The 16,585-nt window shown below is 69.9% G+C and carries 12 protein-coding genes; 6 read left to right on the top strand and 6 right to left on the bottom strand.

The window, feature by feature from the left end; genetic code table 11:
* Nucleotides 1–51: 51 nt before the first annotated feature.
* The 3 genes from ACFVVI_RS19110 to ACFVVI_RS19100 form a co-directional block, all read right to left on the bottom strand.
* Complete coding sequence (locus ACFVVI_RS19110; protein ID WP_387446136.1) at nucleotides 52–1,224, bottom strand: DUF5685 family protein; 1,173 nt, start codon at nucleotides 1,222–1,224, stop codon at nucleotides 52–54.
* Nucleotides 1,225–1,284: 60 nt separating this feature from the next.
* A complete protein-coding gene (locus ACFVVI_RS19105) occupies nucleotides 1,285–1,884 on the bottom strand; it encodes a TetR/AcrR family transcriptional regulator (RefSeq protein WP_378989192.1) in 600 nt (199 codons plus the stop codon).
* An 86-nt stretch (nucleotides 1,885–1,970) separates the two neighbouring features.
* Nucleotides 1,971–3,149 (bottom strand): glycoside hydrolase family 3 N-terminal domain-containing protein, encoded by a 1,179-nt coding sequence (locus ACFVVI_RS19100; RefSeq protein WP_379311883.1) that lies wholly within the window; start codon nucleotides 3,147–3,149, stop codon nucleotides 1,971–1,973.
* A 114-nt stretch (nucleotides 3,150–3,263) separates the two neighbouring features.
* Here ACFVVI_RS19100 and ACFVVI_RS19095 point away from each other — a divergent pair, with 114 nt between their 5' ends.
* From ACFVVI_RS19095 to ACFVVI_RS19080, 4 genes are all read left to right on the top strand, one after another.
* On the top strand, nucleotides 3,264–3,731 hold the full coding sequence (locus ACFVVI_RS19095) for a universal stress protein (protein WP_387446135.1): 468 nt from the start codon (nucleotides 3,264–3,266) through the stop codon (nucleotides 3,729–3,731).
* A 99-nt stretch (nucleotides 3,732–3,830) separates the two neighbouring features.
* A complete protein-coding gene (locus tag ACFVVI_RS19090; RefSeq protein WP_387446134.1) occupies nucleotides 3,831–4,985 on the top strand; it encodes an isochorismate synthase MenF in 1,155 nt (384 codons plus the stop codon).
* Between the two features lie 67 nt (nucleotides 4,986–5,052).
* Complete coding sequence (locus ACFVVI_RS19085; protein WP_022566695.1) at nucleotides 5,053–5,223, top strand: DUF2613 domain-containing protein; 171 nt, start codon at nucleotides 5,053–5,055, stop codon at nucleotides 5,221–5,223.
* On the top strand, nucleotides 5,204–9,511 hold the full coding sequence (locus ACFVVI_RS19080; RefSeq protein ID WP_387446182.1) for an alpha-(1->3)-arabinofuranosyltransferase: 4,308 nt from the start codon (nucleotides 5,204–5,206) through the stop codon (nucleotides 9,509–9,511). The genes ACFVVI_RS19085 and ACFVVI_RS19080 overlap by 20 nt, the downstream gene beginning before the upstream one ends.
* Nucleotides 9,512–9,518: 7 nt before the next feature.
* Here ACFVVI_RS19080 and ACFVVI_RS19075 read toward each other — a convergent pair whose 3' ends face one another.
* Nucleotides 9,519–10,712 carry an acyltransferase family protein gene (locus ACFVVI_RS19075; RefSeq protein ID WP_387446133.1) on the bottom strand — a complete coding sequence of 398 codons (1,194 nt, stop codon included), beginning with the start codon at nucleotides 10,710–10,712 and terminating at the stop codon, nucleotides 9,519–9,521.
* A 146-nt stretch (nucleotides 10,713–10,858) separates the two neighbouring features.
* On the opposite strand from ACFVVI_RS19075, the gene ACFVVI_RS19070 reads away from it, so the two are divergent.
* The gene (locus tag ACFVVI_RS19070) at nucleotides 10,859–12,049 is read left to right on the top strand and encodes a DUF3068 domain-containing protein (protein WP_378989198.1); all 1,191 of its coding nucleotides are present in this window, start codon (nucleotides 10,859–10,861) and stop codon (nucleotides 12,047–12,049) included.
* 84 nt (nucleotides 12,050–12,133) lie between these two features.
* Here ACFVVI_RS19070 and ACFVVI_RS19065 read toward each other — a convergent pair whose 3' ends face one another.
* Nucleotides 12,134–13,330 (bottom strand): polysaccharide biosynthesis protein, encoded by a 1,197-nt coding sequence (locus ACFVVI_RS19065; RefSeq protein ID WP_387446132.1) that lies wholly within the window; start codon nucleotides 13,328–13,330, stop codon nucleotides 12,134–12,136.
* A gap of 209 nt (nucleotides 13,331–13,539) precedes the next feature.
* Here ACFVVI_RS19065 and ACFVVI_RS19060 point away from each other — a divergent pair, with 209 nt between their 5' ends.
* Nucleotides 13,540–15,384: a hypothetical protein gene (locus ACFVVI_RS19060; RefSeq protein WP_387446131.1), complete on the top strand. Its 1,845-nt coding sequence runs from the start codon at nucleotides 13,540–13,542 to the stop codon at nucleotides 15,382–15,384.
* Here the strand turns inward: ACFVVI_RS19060 and ACFVVI_RS19055 are convergent.
* Nucleotides 15,381–16,547, bottom strand: a complete 1,167-nt coding sequence (locus tag ACFVVI_RS19055; protein ID WP_378989201.1) for a glycosyltransferase family 4 protein — start codon at nucleotides 16,545–16,547, stop codon at nucleotides 15,381–15,383. The genes ACFVVI_RS19060 and ACFVVI_RS19055 overlap by 4 nt on opposite strands.
* Between the last annotated feature and the right edge of the window lie 38 nt (nucleotides 16,548–16,585).

Here is a 16,585-nt window from a genome sequence, read left to right as displayed (position 1 = left end):
AGCAGAAGGCTCGCGCGGTAGGCGGATTCGCCACCGCGCGAGCCTTTTTCGTCAGCAGCCGCAATCGCAGCTGCAGTCACCGCAGCAGCAGTCCTCGCCGCAGCAGTTGCCGCAGCACTCACCGCAGTCGCAGCAACTGCCGCAGTCGCATTTCTTGGCCCAGGCGTCCTTCTGTTCGCCGGTGCACGGGCTGGTGTGGTCGACGCAGCAGGCCATGCCGGTGCAGTAGACGCCGAGCACGAGTCCACTCGCCTTGAACGGCCCCGGTCTGCCGGGGCGCCGTCCGGGCGGGGACGGGAACTCGTACGGCGAATGCTGTTGCGCCGTAACTGAAGTACGGCAGGCATGGCCGACCGCGATGCCGAGACCTCGACCGAGGCTGCGCAACAGGCTCGCCAGCGGATCGAGCAGCGCCCAGCGCACCGTCGGCAGCTGGTCGAGTTCGGCCTCGGACGCGGCCTGCCGGATGCGGGATTCACTCTCGCGCAACAGATCGTAGGCGCGGGGCATATCCGTGCCGGTGGCCGCCAGCGGATTGAAACGGCCACGGGCGCGGTCGCGCTCGAGGTCTTCGATGGCGTCGGCCAGATGCGCGATGCGGCCGACGTGCCGACCGATCTCCTGAAGGGCCGCAACGTTTTCCGGACGCCCGGCCAGGGTGGCGGTGTGCCCGAAAAGGGTCGCGGCACAGAGTTGAGTCGGCCCGGTGAGTTCCTCGAGCGTGATCACCTCGACCGCCGCGCGCGACTCCATCGAGGACTGGGTGGCGATCGCGGTCAGCATGGGCCCCACATCGAGCCCGATCAGATCAGCCTGCTGCTGAGCTCGCGCGGCCCAGGCGTTCGACACCCGCCGCATCGGTCGGCGGGTGAGGACGGAGGTGTCCCCGTCCTCGACGTGATCGCCGATCTTGGCCGCGCCCAGCAGCAGTGACGCCGTGGCGGCCAACCGCACACCCGGCGCGTTCGCGGCGACCACCGACGCGCGCTTCATCCCGCGCAGCGGACACGGACCGGCGCTCGTGCGCGCACTCGCGCCCGACTGCGCCTCGGTGAGCACACTGAGCACGATCGCGTCGGTGTTGGTCGCGGCGCGGGCCAACTGACCGTGCCCGTCTCGCAGACCCAGACACAGCCCGCACATGTGTGCCTGCCACTGCCCCGGATCGATGCCATATTTCGCCGCGCCGTGCGCACACGGCTTCAACACACCGAACACTGCCACCCCGTCTGTCGTGAAACGTCAACCGTGCACGATCGCAGCCGACGGGGCCGGGCGCAACCGCTAGTCGATCTTCTTCCGGCCGGCCAGACCGCGCCAGGCGAGATCGTCGAGCAGGTCGACCGCCTCGGCCACTTCGATCCGCCCGCTCGCGACCCGGTCGGCGATGGCCTCACCCGCACCGATCACCGCCGCCGCGACGACCTCGAAATTGGTGCCGGGGTCGGCGTTCTTGGCACTGGATTCCAGCAGTTTCGCGGTGAGCTCGATGACGCGCTCACGGGCATTGTCGATTTCGGCGGCAAAAGTTTGCTGACCGATAGCCTGACGGTAGAGAACCTGCCAGGACTGCCGATTGCGGTCGACGAAATCGAGGAAACCCTCCAGCGCGGTGCGGACCTGTTCGTGCGGGGTCAACTGCGGATTACCCGCGGGCGCGACGGCCTCGATGAAACGCAGACCCTCGCGCTGGATGCAGGCGCGGAACAGCTCGTCCTTGGAGCCGTAGTACAGGTAGAGCATGGGTTTGGAGATCTTCGCCTCGGCGGCGATCGCATCCATCGACGTGTCGTGGAAGCCCTTGCGTGCGAATACCTCGACGGCGGCATCGAGCATCTGTTGCTCGCGAACTGCCCGGGGAAGTCGCTTGGTCCCGCCTGCCATCCACTCTCCTACCGCAGGGTGAACAACCTATCTTACTCCAAGGTAAGTTCACCCGCGCTCATTTGCCGCACAGTCGCCGGGTGCGATCAGCAGCCCAGCGCTACGCCCTTGTAGCGCGCCATCCGCAGTACGGAAGTGTCGACCCGGTCGGCGGGCAGTTTGCCACTCGCGACCGACTGTTCCAAACGGTCGAGTACCTGCGGCACCGCATCGCTACTGATCCACAGCGCATTGTCGGCGCCCGCGACGAGCGTGGCCTCGACCGCGTCGGCGATGGACATCCGGGCGGTGATGGCGGCCATGCCGCTGAGATCGTCGGTGAAGATCGGGCCGTCGTAGGGGGCGGCGCCGTAGCCCTTGCCCTCGCGCAGCAGCGTCATCGCGGCCGGGCTGATGCTGGCGGGCACGTCGGGCTCGGTCAGGCCGGGCACGTCGAGGTGGCCGACCATCACCGCCGCGCCGGAGTTCACCAGCTCACGGAACGGCACCAGGTCGGTGTTCTGCATCTGGTCCAGCGGCGGGGTGGTGACGGCGCCGGTGTGCGAGTCACCGGAACCGGAGCCGTGGCCGGGGAAGTGCTTGATCACCGAACCGAGGCCCACCTCGTTGGCCGCGCGGATGTAGGCGCCCGCGAATTCGGTGACGACCTTCGGGTCGTCGCTGTAGGAGCGGTCGCCGATCACACTGTCGTCGGGCTGGCTGCTCACATCGACATCGGGAGCGAAATCGACGGTGATGCCCAGATCCTTCAGCGCCTTCGACCTGGTCAGCGTGAACTGGTAGTACTGCTCAGGGGTCTGGGTCTGCGCGATCTCACGGGCCGACGGCGCGGCGCCGATCACGTTCTTCGCGCGCGAGACCCGCCCGCCCTCTTCGTCGATGGTCACCATCAACGGGACCTTGGCCTGCGCTTTCACCGCGTCGAGCGCCGACTTGTCCAGCAGGCTCGGATCAGTCCAGCTGCCGACGAAGATGCCGCCCACCTGCTCCGAACTCACCACGTTCGACGCGTCCGCCGAACCGGTGATGCCTACGGTCAGCAGCTGGGCCAGCTTCTCCCGCTGGGAGAGCTTGGCGAGATAGTCTGCGCCGCAATTGCTTTGGGTCGGAGTCGCCGACCCTGGCGAACTCGGCTCTCCGGCGGCAGAGGGGGCGGCCACTCCGCTGCTACCCGCCGCGGGCGTCGTCTCGTTCGACGAACCTCCCGAACAGGCGGTGGCAACGGCGGCGAGGACTGCGAACACGACCACAGGCGATTTCCGCATGCGCTCCACGGTAGCCCGCTCCCGGCGCGAACCCCACCACGGTGGTTCGGATTGATACACACATCCGCGGGTAACCTGAGGGAAAAGCTGCTCCGACCAGCGCAGGAGGTCGTCATGGCATGCGATCGGATGCTCATCGCCTACGACGGTTCCGAACACGCCAAACGAGCCATCGAGTACGCGGGACGATTCCTGACCGCCGAACGCGCGATTCTGCTCACCGCATGGGAACCGATGGTGCGCCAGGCCGCGCGCATCTCCGGGCTCGCCGGGGTGATGCAGCCGGACTGGGTGCCCGACGAGGAGGTGGAGGACATCGCCTACTCCGACGCCCGCAAGATCAACGCCGAAGGCGTGCACCTGGCCGAACTGGCCGGAATCGACGCCGAACCGCGCACCGCCGAGTGCACCACCACGATCTGGAACACCATTGTGGACTGCGCCGATGAGCTCGACGTCGACATCATCGTGGCCGGTACGCGCGGTGCCACGGGGTTGCGCGCGCTGCTGCACAGCAGCGTCGCCGAGGCCGTTCTCAAGCACGGGCACCGGCCGGTCTTCCTGGTGCCACCGCAGCAGTAGCGGTTCGCCACCCCGGAACTTCGTGGCGCCGTCGCGCGGTGAGAGTTCCGTCGCTCTCCCGGATCGGCGCCACATCGGCGGCGTTATGGTCGAAGCACCATGAACGAATTCCTGCTCGCTCGACCCGACGCGGTGTTGCGGACGTCAGGGGTGCGCCAGGCGTACTCCGACCCTCGGCAGGCAGTGGCGGCGCTGCGTGCGTGGCAGAAACGGCCCGACCACGTCACCGATTCGGCCGAGAAACAGCACGACTCGTCCGGCGCGGCACCGACATTGATCGTCGGAGCGCTCCCCTTCGATCCACGCGAACCCGCGGCGCTCTGGCAACCGGAGACGGTGCTACACACAGCCGGACCGTGGCGACCCGCGGCGCTCCCGGAATTGCCCGGCGTCCGCGTGGTGGCCGAACTACCCAGTGCGGCAGAACATGTCGCGCGTGTGACGAAGCTGGTCGAGCAACTGGGTGACCCGGCGAACGAGCTGCGCAAGGTAGTGGCCGCACGGTCGATAGTGCTGGAGGCCGACGCGCCGCTGGATCCCGAGGTACTGGCGGCACATCTGCTCACCAGGCATCCGAATGCCGCGGTGTACGCGGTCGACCTGTCCACGGCGGGACGATCCGGCGAGACGCTGATCGGGGCGACACCCGAGGTGCTGGTCGCGCGCCACGGCGACCGCGTCAGCCTGAATCCGCTGGCGGGAACCCTGCCTCGCCGCACCGATCCGGCCGATGACGCGGCCCAGGCGCGCGAACTGCTGTCCAGCACGAAGAATCACGACGAGCACGCCTTCGTGATCGACTGGATCCGGCAGCAACTGACCCCCGTCTGCACGGAACTGCGCATCCCCGACGCGCCCGAGCTCCTCAGCACCGAACAGGTCTGGCACCTGGCCACTCCCATTCACGGCGTGCTGCGTGACCCGTCTACCACCGCCCTCGACCTGGCCCTGCTGCTGCACCCGACCCCCGCCGTCAACGGCACCCCGTTCACCGCGTCCCTGGACGCGATCGCGACCGACGAACCGCGACGCGGCTTCTACGGCGGCGCGGTGGGCTGGTGCGGCGACGACGGCGACGGCGAATGGGTCGTGGCGATTCGCGGCGGCGAGCTCTCCGCCGATCGGCGGACGCTGCGGGCGAGTGCGGGCGGCGGAATCGTCGCGGCGTCGGATCCGCGCGCCGAGCTGGCCGAGACGACCGTCAAACTTCGCACCCTGCTGAGCGCCCTGCGTTGCGAGCTGCCCAACGACTGACCGAGCCCGGTAGACCTGCTAGGTTGGCCGGAGACAGGCCCCGTCGTCGAGCGTATTGGAGTGCGCGATGAAGTTTGCTGTTCCGGCTGTTGCCAGCGCGGTCGGCGGCGCCCTGCTGAGCGCGATCGCCGTCTTCGCCATCACGGCGGCGGTGCAGCAGAACACGGCGCCCTCGATCGACCGCAGCGGTGACAAAGACTCGTCGCTGCTCAACGCCCCTGAATACGGCAGCCGCTGACGCCGACGCCCGCGCGTCGCGCCCCGCATCGGGGCAACCGGACAAGGCGCCACTGGGCTGGCGCTGGCTCGTCGGCTCGGTAGTAGCCGCCTTCGTACTGACCTTCGCGCAGGCGCCCGGCCTCACCGTCGCCGACACCAAATACGACCTCGCGCAGAACCCCCTCGGTTTCCTCGCGCGAGCGTCGCACCTGTGGAGCAGCCAGGCCCCGATGGGCCAGGTCCAGAACCAGGCCTACGGCTACTTCTTCCCGCACGGCGCGTTCTTCTCCGCAGGGCACCTGCTGCACCTGCCCGCGTGGGTCACCCAGCGCGTCTGGTGGGCGCTGCTGCTGCTCGCCGGGTTCTGGGGATTCGTCAAGCTGTGCGAAACGCTCGGCATCGGCTCGCGCGGGTCACGGGTGATCGCGGGCATCGCGTTCGCGTTGTCGCCGCGGGTACTGACCACGCTCGGCTCGATCTCCTCGGAAACCCTGCCGATGATGCTGGCTCCGTGGGTGCTGCTCGCGCCCGCGGCGCTGGGCACCGCGATCAAACGGCGGCGCGGCGGCCCGCTCTCACCGGCGGGAAGCGCGCTGGCGCTGGCGCTGATGGGTTCGGTGAACGCTGTCGCGACCGTGGCGGCGTTCCTGCCCGCGGCACTGTGGTGGGCAACCTATCGGCCGAATCGGCAGTGGTGGCGGTTCACCCGAGCGTGGATTCCACTGCTGGTCCTCGCCACGTTCTGGTGGGTGGTGCCGCTGCTGTTGCTCGGCAAGGTGAGTCCGCCGTTCCTCGACTTCATCGAGTCGTCCGGGGTGACGACGCAGTGGGCCGCGTTGAGCGAGGTGCTGCGCGGGACCGATAGCTGGACGCCGTTCGTCTCGCCCGAACGAATCGCCGGCGCGGTGCTGGTGACCCAGCCCGCCGCGGTGCTCGCGACCGGCTTGCTCGCCGCGGCGGGGATGGCCGGACTCGCGCGGTCGACGATGCCCTGTCGGGGCAGGTTCGCCTTGATCCTGTGCGTGGGACTCGCGGGGATCTGCGCGGGATATGTCGGCACACTCGGTGGGCCGTTCGCCGAATCGGTGCGGATCTTCCTCGACTCCGGCGGTGCGCCGCTGCGGAATGTGCACAAGCTCGAACCGCTGATCCGGCTGCCGCTGGTGGTGGGGCTGGCGCATCTGCTCGGCCGGGTCGCCCTGCCCGCCTCCGTGCCGATGCCGGTGTGGCGCAGCTCTTTCGCCCATCCCGAACGCGACCGGCTCGTCGCGGTCGCCGCGCTGGTCCTGGCCGCGCTCACCCTCGCGACCTCACTGGCGTGGACCGGGCGGCTGGCCCCGCGCGGCGCCTACGACCGGGTGCCCGCCTACTGGACCGACACCGCCGACTGGCTGGCCGACAACGCCGCCGACACCCGCGCACTGGTGGTACCCGGTGCGCCGTTCGGCAGCCAGATCTGGGGACTCACCCGCGACGAGCCGCTACAAGCCCTGGCCAGTACCCCCTGGGCCGTGCGCGATTCGGTTCCCCTGAACCCGCCGGGCACGATTCGCGCGATGGACTCGGTGCAGCGGCTGATCGCCGACGGCAGGCCGTCGACCGGCCTCGCCGCCACCCTCGCCGACCAGGGCATCGGAATCCTGGTGTTGCGCAACGACCTCGACCCCGAGACCTCGCGTTCGACGCGTCCGATGCTGGCGCACCGCGCGATCGAGGGCTCGCCGGGCCTCACCAGGGTGACCTCGTTCGGCGCGAACATCGGGCCGCGCGCGGCGGATGCGGGACTGGTGGTCGACAATGATCTCCAGCCCGCCTACCCGGCCGTCGAGATCTACCGGGTCGACGTACCGCCGCCCGGCACACCCGTCGACGTGCGCAGTGGCACCGGCGCGCCGCCAGGGTTCCCCGGCGCGTACACCGTCCCGCTGGAGTCGACCCCCGTTGTCCAGGGTGGCCCCGAAGTGCTGGAGCGGGTGCGCCGCGACGCGGGGAACCCCACGGCGCCGGTACTTCTCGACGCCGACGCGCGACGTGCCGGGTTACCTCCGCGGCCCGTGCTGCTGACCGACACCCCGATGGATCGCGAGTCCGACTTCGGCCGGGTCGACAACCACAACTCCGCGGTCCGCGCCGCCGACGACGCCCGGCGCACCCACAACCTGGTCCCCGACTACCCGGTCGAAGGCGCCGAACTCGTGCAGGGCGAATGGTCGGGCGCGAAGGTCACCGCGTCCAGCTCCGCCGCCGATGCCACCCAGATCGGCGGAGCGGCGCCCGGCAGCTCCACCGCGGCCGCCGTGGACGGCGATCCGAGCACCGCGTGGATCAGCAACGGCTCCGAATCCGCTCTCGGGCAATGGATTCGACTCGATCTCGACAAGCCGATCGCCAACGGCTCGCTGCGTTTCACCACCACGGCGGCGGCGCTGGGTGATCCGGTGAAGTGGGTCGAGGTCCGCACCTCGCGCGGAACGGTGTCGGCGCGGATCACCGAACCCGGTGAGCCCGTGTCCGTGGCGCTGCCCGCGGGCAAATCCGACTGGGTGATGATCAGCGCCGCTCGCACCGAAACAGGCACTCGTGGCGGGCAATTCGGGATCAGCGAACTCACGCTCGACGACTACTCCAACCGGGAAGCGCCGGAGCGCGTGGATATCCGGCACCGGGTCGTGCTGCCCGAGGTGGCCGCGGGAACCGTCGTCAGCGGGTGGGATCTCGGACAGGAATTCCCCGGCCGCGGTAACTGTTTCGACGGCCCCGACCGCGTGCACTGCAGCAAGGGGCTCGGGTTGCCCGCCGAGGAGCCGGGCGTCTTCGGGCGCACGCTGTCGGTGCCGGAACCGCTCACCGTCGGCACCGACCTCACCGTGCGCACCCGGCCGGGGCCCGCGCTGGAGGCGCTGCTCACCGACCCGACCAGGCCGGTGGCACGGGGTCAAGCCGATGTCGCCGACCTGCGCGGCGCCGCCTTCGCCGCTACCGACGGCGATCCGAAGACGACCTGGACCGCACCGGAGTCCACCGTGCGTGAACCGGCGGGCGGCAAACCCACGCTGGTACTGGAACTTCCGGAACCGACACTGGTGACCGGACTCGACATCACCACCGCGCTCGGCGGCTTGCCCGCGACGGCGACCTCCGTCGCGGTGAACCTGGGCAACGGCCCGCAGATCCGCGAACTGCCCGAACGCGACCACGGCGAACCGGCCCGAATCTCGCTGTACCCCACCGAGACCGATCGCATCGAGATCAGCATCCAGAGCTGGAACGAGGTGCTCGACCGCACCGCACTCGGCTTCGTCCTCACCCAGCCCGCGGGCCTGGCCGAGGTCGACGTGCTCGGTCCCGAGTATCCCGCCCACGCTCCCGGCGACCGGCTCATCACCATCGGCTGCGAGGCCGGCCCGGTGATCGCCATCGGCGGACGCGCTGTGCACACCACGATCACCGCCACCGCCGACGAACTCCGTTCGGGTGCACCGGTTTCCGCGCGTGCCTGCCCCGAGGACGCAGCCGACATCGAGTTGCTCCCCGGCCGTCCCGACCTCACCGTGGTCCCCACCGAACTCTTCACCGTCGACCGCCTCCGCCTCCCCCGCACCGACCCTTACCCCGGCGCGCCCAGCGCGCCGACGGACGAGACTTCGGGCAACCCCGGTGAAACCGGCGAACCCTCCAACCCCGGCGAAACCACCTCAGTCGCACCTACTCCCGCCGACCCGACCGAGCAGAAGCCGGGCACTCAACTGCTGGTCCTTCCGCTCAGCACCAACGTCGGCTGGCAGGCGCACACCGCCGACGGACAGGAGCTGTCGCCTGTTGTCGTCGACGGCTGGCAGCAGGCCTGGCTCGTTCCGCCCGGAACGAACGGGGAGATCACCGTCTCGTTCCCGGCGGACCGCTGGTATCGGCTGGCGATCTTCGGCGGGCTGTTGCTGCTGATCCCCCTGGTGCTGCTCGCCGTTCCGCGCCGACGTGCCGTGCCCGACGCCGGGCCCGCACCGAGCACCTGGGGTGTCGGCTGGGTCGCGGCGATCGGGCTGACCGGTGTGATCGCGGTGATCTCCGGGCCGTTCGGTGCGGCGTTCACACTGATCACCTTGGGCTGCAACTATTTCCGGCCCGCGCTGACGGAGCGGACCCTGCCCTGGCTCGCGGGCCTCGGGACGCTGGCCTCGGCCGCGGCACTGTCGACCGGGACCTGGCGTTCCGGCACCGAATACATGGGCGGCTCGCTGCTGGCCCAGGCACCGGCCGTCATCGCGGTCGTCGCCGTCGGGGTGGCGGCGCTCCCCCGCCGTCGCTGAGCGCGACTCAGCGCACCGCCGGACGCCGCGCCGATTCCGGCCGGTGTTCGTCGGCTCGCGCGGACCCGGTCCGCCGATCCCACCGGGCCGCCCAGCGGCGGGCCGGTTCCTCGATCAGGGCGAAGCTCGCGGCGGCCAACGGGAGCGTGAGCGCGGTGGTCAGGGTGATCACGTAGAGGAAGTCACCGTTGAAGGGCACGATGCCGAAGACCGGGAAGACCACGGTGAGCACCACCAGGTGCCACAGGAAGATGCCGTAGGACCAGCGGCCGAGCATCGCGGCGGTGCGCGATTCCAGCCAGCGGTGCGGGGCGCCGGACAGCCGCAGCACCAGGGGTGCGAGCAGACAGAACCCGAAGATCATGCCCAGTGCCATCTTCATCGCGTACTGCCACGGTTGCGCGCGTTCCAGGCCGGCCGGGCCGCCGAACTCGGTCGCCGAGAGCAGGAACGCGGCGAGCGCCACCGCCCACATCAGCGGCTGACTCGACAGCACTCGCGCCCACCGGACCTCGGGTCGCACGAGGTGGATCAGTTCCGCCAGGAGCATCCCCGCCGCGAACCACGGCAGGTAGGCGGGCAGCCAGTTGTCGGCGTGGATCGCCTCCGGCGTCGGGATCGGCCACAGATTCCAGGTCAGACTCACCGCGACCAGCCCGCACAGCACCGGCACCCGCCACCGCGCCAGGGAGCCGCGCAGTCGCACGACCAGCCAGGCCAGCACCGGCAGCACCAGGTAGAAAGCCATCTCCACCGACAGGCTCCACATCTGGGTGAGCCCATCGGTCAATGTCAACGGCACGAACACCTGCAGCAGGAACAGATTCGACACCCACACCCGCAGGTTCGCCGAATGCGCCGCGCCGGGCAGCAACAGCAGCACGAACACGACCACGACCCAGTACGCGGGCATCACCCTGGCCACCCGGTGCAACAGGTAGCGAGAGGTCCGCGGTGCGCGGCCGAGCCCGTGCGCGGCCGCCGCGTGCGGGCGCCACAGCAGGAAACCCGACAGCGCGAAGAACACCGCGACCGCCATATCGAAGCGTTCCAGGATCGGGCCGAGGACCGGCACCCCGGTCGTTCCGGTCTGGAACGCGACGTGCGTGACCAGCACACCGAGCGCCGCCATCCCGCGCATGCCTTCGAGGGCGGGAATGAAGGCGCGCGGGCGCGAAACGGGGGCGGGGGCGGTCGTCATCGAGGTCCAGTCTGCCGTGTCGGCGATTTCCACGGCACAGCACCGCACCTTCGCGGCCTGGGCTGTTAGTGTCGGGGCTCACGAGTGCCTGTGGTGCAATACCAGACCACCGGGCCATCCGTGTTCGAACGACGAGGAGAGTTTGCATGGCACTGAGTGCCGGTACCAGAAGAACGGTCGCCTGCGTGCTCGTGGGTCTGGGCGCGGCATTACTCGTCGCCGCGCTGATGATCCCCACCTACACGGTGAGCAAAGTCGCCAAGACTCCACTCGATCTCGAGATCACGACGATCGCGGAGAACCAGAAGGGCGAGGAGAGCCTCGTCCTCGACTCCAAGTCGCTGACCTCCGGTGACGGTGCCGCCGTGGTGAACAAGGATGTGCCGCTGATCTCCCAGCGTTTCGTCACCGTCGAGGAGCCCTCCGACGCCGACGAGATGACGCTGCAGGCAGGCCAGACACTGCGGCGCACCGACGTGCAGGGCGATACCGGCCTGCTCACCGCCGCCATCGACCGCGTCACCATCTCGCGCACCACCGGCATGCCGGTGGACACCGACCCCAACGGGTCGATCGCGGTGACCGTGAACAAGGACGGCAGCGTCATGGAGCCGGTGCAGCACACCGGCATCGGCTACCGCTTCCCGATCGGCACCGAGAAGAAGACCTACCCGTACTTCGACATCAACGTGCGAAAGTCCTTCGACGCGAACTTCATCGAAGAGACCGAGATCAACAACATGAAGGTGTACCGCTTCCAGATGGAGGCGCCGGTCACCAGCACCTGGGACGTCGTGCAGTCGCCGACCAACCGGCTCACCCTGCCCGCCAGCAAGTGGGGCGTGGAGGGTGGCGACACCCCGGTCACCATGACGCGCTACTACACCAACGTGCGTGACCTGTGGGTCGAGCCGCAGACCGGCACCGTGATCAAGGGTGGGGAATCGATCCACCTGTTCTACGCGCGGTCCGGGGACAAGCCCGAGGTCACCGCGCTGAAGTCGCACCTGGTGTTCGACGAGGCGACCGTCGAGTCGCAGATCGCCATCGCCAAGGAGAACACCGACAAGCTCTCGCTGTTCGGGCGTGTGGTGCCGATCGTGTTCGGCGTGCTGGGTGTACTGGCGCTGCTGGCGGGGTTGTTCCTCGGACTGCGCGGCGGCGGCACCGCGGCTCATGCGAGTCCGCGGGGATCGCGTCCGACGCCCGCGCCCACCGCCGCGCCGGATGACACCCCGACTACTCGGTGGGACGGCGACGACGCGCCGACCACGCAGTTCCCCCGTGGGGACTACGACGCGCCTACCGAGCAGATCGACATCGACAAGCGTCCCTAGGCGGACACGCTCTACAACAGCCCCGGTCTTCGGCCGGGGCTGTTGTGTTTTTCCGGGACACCTCCGCCGAACCGGCCGGTTCGGTCAGTGCAGGACCGAGTCGGCCGGAGCGGGGTGGGTGCGGGCCGCGCGAAGAACGACGGCGGCGACGATCGTGGTGGTGACCGCCGCTACGGAGACAGCCGTGCCGATCAGGGATTCGATCGTGCGGGCGAAGGCGAGCATCAGGGTCACCTCGACGGCCAGGCCGATCCAGGTGACGGCCGCCAAGGCGGTGCGTTCGACCGCGATGGCCGAGAGCAGAGCGCCCTGGAGGACCGCCAGGATCGCACCGTGCAGGGCGAACAGCCACAGCATGCCCTGGATGGGGGCATAGTCGGCGCCGGCGAACAGGGGGGCCAAGGGAGCGGCCAGCGCCGCGCCCAGCACCGCGACGACGCCGATCACCGAGAGCACCGAGAGGGCGTCGCGGATCGCACGGGCGGAATGGGTGGGCTGGGCCATCCGGGGATACAGCACGACGCCGACCGCCTGCGGCAGCCAGAACGCGATCTTGGTGGCGATGGTGCCCAGCGAGTAGCGGCTGGCGTCGACCTCGTCGAGGACGATGCGGACCACGATCAGATCGACCGAGGACAGCGCCATCAGCGCCGCCTGCACCTGCACGGCACGCAACACGGGAAGGACGCCGACGGTCTTCGTCATCGGTTCCCGGCTGTTTCCGGCATCGCCGCTGTCATCGGTCGGCGGATCCGCCGACTCGGTCGTCGAGCGCGCGATGCGACCGGCCACGATCGCCGCGCCGACGATGCCCGCGGCCCCCGCCCACAGCGCACCGGCAGCACCACCGCCCAGCGCGAGTGCGAGCAGCGCGGGCGCCACCCGGGCCGTACCCGCCATCGCGAGCACGGTGGCCAGCGCGCGGAAGTGATTGCCGCCCTGCAGAATTCCCTGCTCACCCGAGAGGATCACCAACGCGGGTGCCGCGCCGAGGGCGGCGGCAGCGGCCCACACGCCCACGTCGAGCACCACGGCCACCACCGGAATCAGCACCACCGCGACCGCGGCGACCAACGCGGCACACCGCCACATCATCGCCCGCACCGCACGTGGCGACGCCCCGCGCACTACCTCTCTCGCCACCACGTTCTGCATGGCAAGGGCCGGGACCGCGCACAGCAACTGCACCGCGAGCAGACTCGCGAACTCGCTGTATCCCTCGACTCCCAACCAGCTCGCCGCCAGCAATTGCAGCAGGTACCCGGCGACGTTGGCGGTCATGGCGCCAGCCGTCACCCAGGTCAGATCGGCAACGACAGGCGGGCGGCGGACTGAGGACACGCCCCATGGTCGCACTTCACTGTGTTCGCCATCACGCCCACCCCGAAAATGTGAGTCCGAGCGGACTCACCTTCGAGCGATTCGGCCCCGAACAGCGCCTATTCGACCCCGGCCACGGCGCAGCCCGACGGGACGTAAGGTGCGTGGACGTGACGAGTAGCGGGCGAGCAAGGGCCTTGGTGGCCGGGTACTGCGCTCTGCTCACGATGATCATCGTCGGACCGCTCGCCGGATCGGGCTACCTGCTGCTGCGCGACGCGGTGAGCACCCCACGTTCCTTCCTCACCGATTCGGCACTCGGCGTGGGCGCGGCCGCACCTCGCGCCGTTCCGCAGGACGCCGTGCTCGCCGTGCTCTCGCCGGTGATCGACGGCGGAATTCTCGTGAAGGCGATTCTGATCGTCGCGCTGTGGTCGGCCGGGTACGGCGCCGCGGTACTCGCGCGACGGCTCGTCTCCGCCTCTACCGGAGCACAATTGGTCGCCGCGACCCTCGCGCTGTGGAATCCCTATGTGGCGGAACGACTTCTTCAAGGCCACTGGAGCCTGCTCGCCGGTTACGCCGCCCTCCCGTGGACCGCGCTCGCCGCCGCGCGCATCCGAACAGCCACCAGCAGAACGGAATCCGGCGACGATGCGGGGCCGGGCAGCCGGTTCGGATTCATCGCGTCGCTCGGTGGATGGGCGGCGCTGACCGCGAGTTTCGCCGCTGCCGGGTTGACGCCGACCGGCTCGTTGCTGGCCGCGGTGATCGGGCTCGCGCTGGTCGGGCGGCGGGCCTTCCTCCCCGCCGTCGCGCTGTGGATCGTGACCTGCGCGCCGTGGCTGACCGCGACCGCGCTCGGATCGGGGGCCGAGCCGTCGGACCCGGCCGGGGTCTCGGCGTTCGCGGCCCGGGCCGAACCGTGGCTCGGCACGCTCGGCAGCCTCGCCGGGCTGGGCGGGATCTGGAACGGCGAAGCGGTCCCCGCGAGCCGCACGACCCCGCTCGCCCTGCTCGGCACACTCTTGCTGCTCGGCATCGTCGCGTGCGGGGTGCGGGCGGTATGGGCGCTCGGACGTGACGGGCGAGCGCTGCTGGTGATCGCGGCGGTGGCGATCGTGCTGCCCGCCCTCGGCGCGACCAGCTGGGGACTGGCCGCCGGAGAATGGCTGGTGGTGCACGTTCCCGGGGCCGGGCTGCTGCGGGATACGCAGAAGTACGTGGCGTTGGCGATGCCCGCCTACGCGCTGTGCGCGGCGGCCGCGTGCCGAACCGTCACCGTGGCAGCCCGCCGAGTACTGGCCAACGACCCGGAAGCTTCTGCCGCCGAAGGGCACCCGGAAATTCGTGATGGCCGGACCGGATTTCGCCCCGCCGCAATCCTTTTCATTCTTCTGCTCACCCTCCCGCTGGCCGACCTCGCCTGGGGAGTCGGCGGCGCCGTGCGCCCCGTCCACTACCCCGCGGGCTGGCAACAGGTGGTCGACCACATCGACGCTCCCGGCGACATAGCGGTACTTCCCGCCGGGATGTTCCGCCGATTCCCGTACAGCGGAACAGCTCCCGTCCTCGACCCGGCTCCCCGCATCCTCCCCAACGATGTCCTGCAGACCGGCGAACTCCGAGTTCGCGGCTACGCGGTGACCGGAGAGGGCAACCGCGCCCGCACCGTCGAGCAAGCGCTCCTCGAAGGTGCCCCGGCCACCGAACTAGCGGCCCTCGGCGTCGGCTGGATCCTGATCGAACGCACCACCCCCGGCCCGCTCGGCGCCTCCGAGAAAACTCTCACCACGGCCGAATTGACGTATCAGGACAAAGACCTGGCGCTCTACCGCGTGCCTTCCCCCACCCTGCTCGACATCGCCACCCCGGCCCAGCGCCGAACCTCCGCCGCGGCCCACCTGCTCTGGGCGGCCCTGCTACTCACGGGACTGATTGCCGCGGCCGTGCGCCCGGACCGGACGGGCGCCCGGCGAGCAGATCGAGAGGCAGCGGGTAACCGAGTCGACTAGACCCGGGCCGGGGAGACCAATCCGCTGACGGTGCGGCCGCGCGCGGCGGCGGCGAGGACCTCGAAGACACCGGCGCCGGTCTGTTCCCAGGAGAACTCGTTGGCACGGGCCCTGGCCTTCTCGCCCATCACCAGGCGGGTATCCGGGTCGGCCAGGAGGTCCCCGGCGGCCGCAGCCAGGGCGGGGGCGTCGTCGACCAGCACGCCGGTGACGCCGTCGACGATGGAGTCGGTGAGACCTCGGGAACTGCGGTAGCCGATGGTGGGAACGCCGTGCTGGGCGGCTTCGATGACGGCCAGGCCCCAGCCTTCCTTGCGCGAGGGCATCACGTGGACCCAGGCCGTCGAGAGGATCTCGTGTTTGCGGCGTTCGTCGACGTGGCCGTGGAAGGTGACGGCGTCGGCGATGCCGAGTGCGTCGGCGCAGGCACGCAGGTTGGGGGCCCACCAGCCGTCGCCGATGACGTCGAGGTGCACGTCGGGGAAGCGTTCGCGCAGGTGGGCGACCGCGGTGAGGGCGTCTTCGATCTGCTTGTGCGGGACGAGGCGCGACAGGACCGCGATGCGCGGGTGGGTGGCGCGGGTGGCGTCGTCGCCGGGGACGACCGCGGCGGGGACCGGTTCGGCACCGTTGCGGACCACGGCGATGCGCTCACGGTCCACACCGAGCGCGGACAGCTCCTCGGCCGACGGCAGCGACACGGTGAGGTACTGGTTGTCGCGGTGCACGCGCGGGGACAGCGTGGATTCGATCCACCAGCCGATCCGCCCGACCAGGCGACCGGCGACCGGCCACTGCTCACGGTGTCCGTGGTGCACCAGCACCACCGAGGGCACACCCGTCGCGGTGGCGAAGAACGGAATGCCGTTCTGGGTGTCGATCACGACGTCGGGGCGCAGGCCGCGCAGCGGGCCGATACCGAGCCGACCGGCCACGATGGCGGCGAGCGCGCGGGGGTAGACGGTGAAGCGGCCGCCCGCCCGACTGATGTCGATGCCGTCGATCCGCTCACGCTTGGGGGCGCCCGGGTACCCCGCCGTACGCAGGGTGACCTTGATGCCACGCGCGGCCAGCTGGGCGCCTACCTGCTCCAGATACCGTTCGCTACCGCCACCCTGTGGGTGCCCGGTGTCACGCCAGCAGAGTAGGAGGACTTCACGCACGGTCGGGGCTCGCATTCGGTTCGGTGGCAGACAAACGT

This window comes from Nocardia sp. NPDC058114, assembly GCF_042884695.1.
Lineage (GTDB): Bacteria > Actinomycetota > Actinomycetes > Mycobacteriales > Mycobacteriaceae > Nocardia.
The sequence above is the reverse complement of the archived record's forward strand: the minus strand, read 5'-3'. Positions and strand labels throughout refer to the sequence as shown.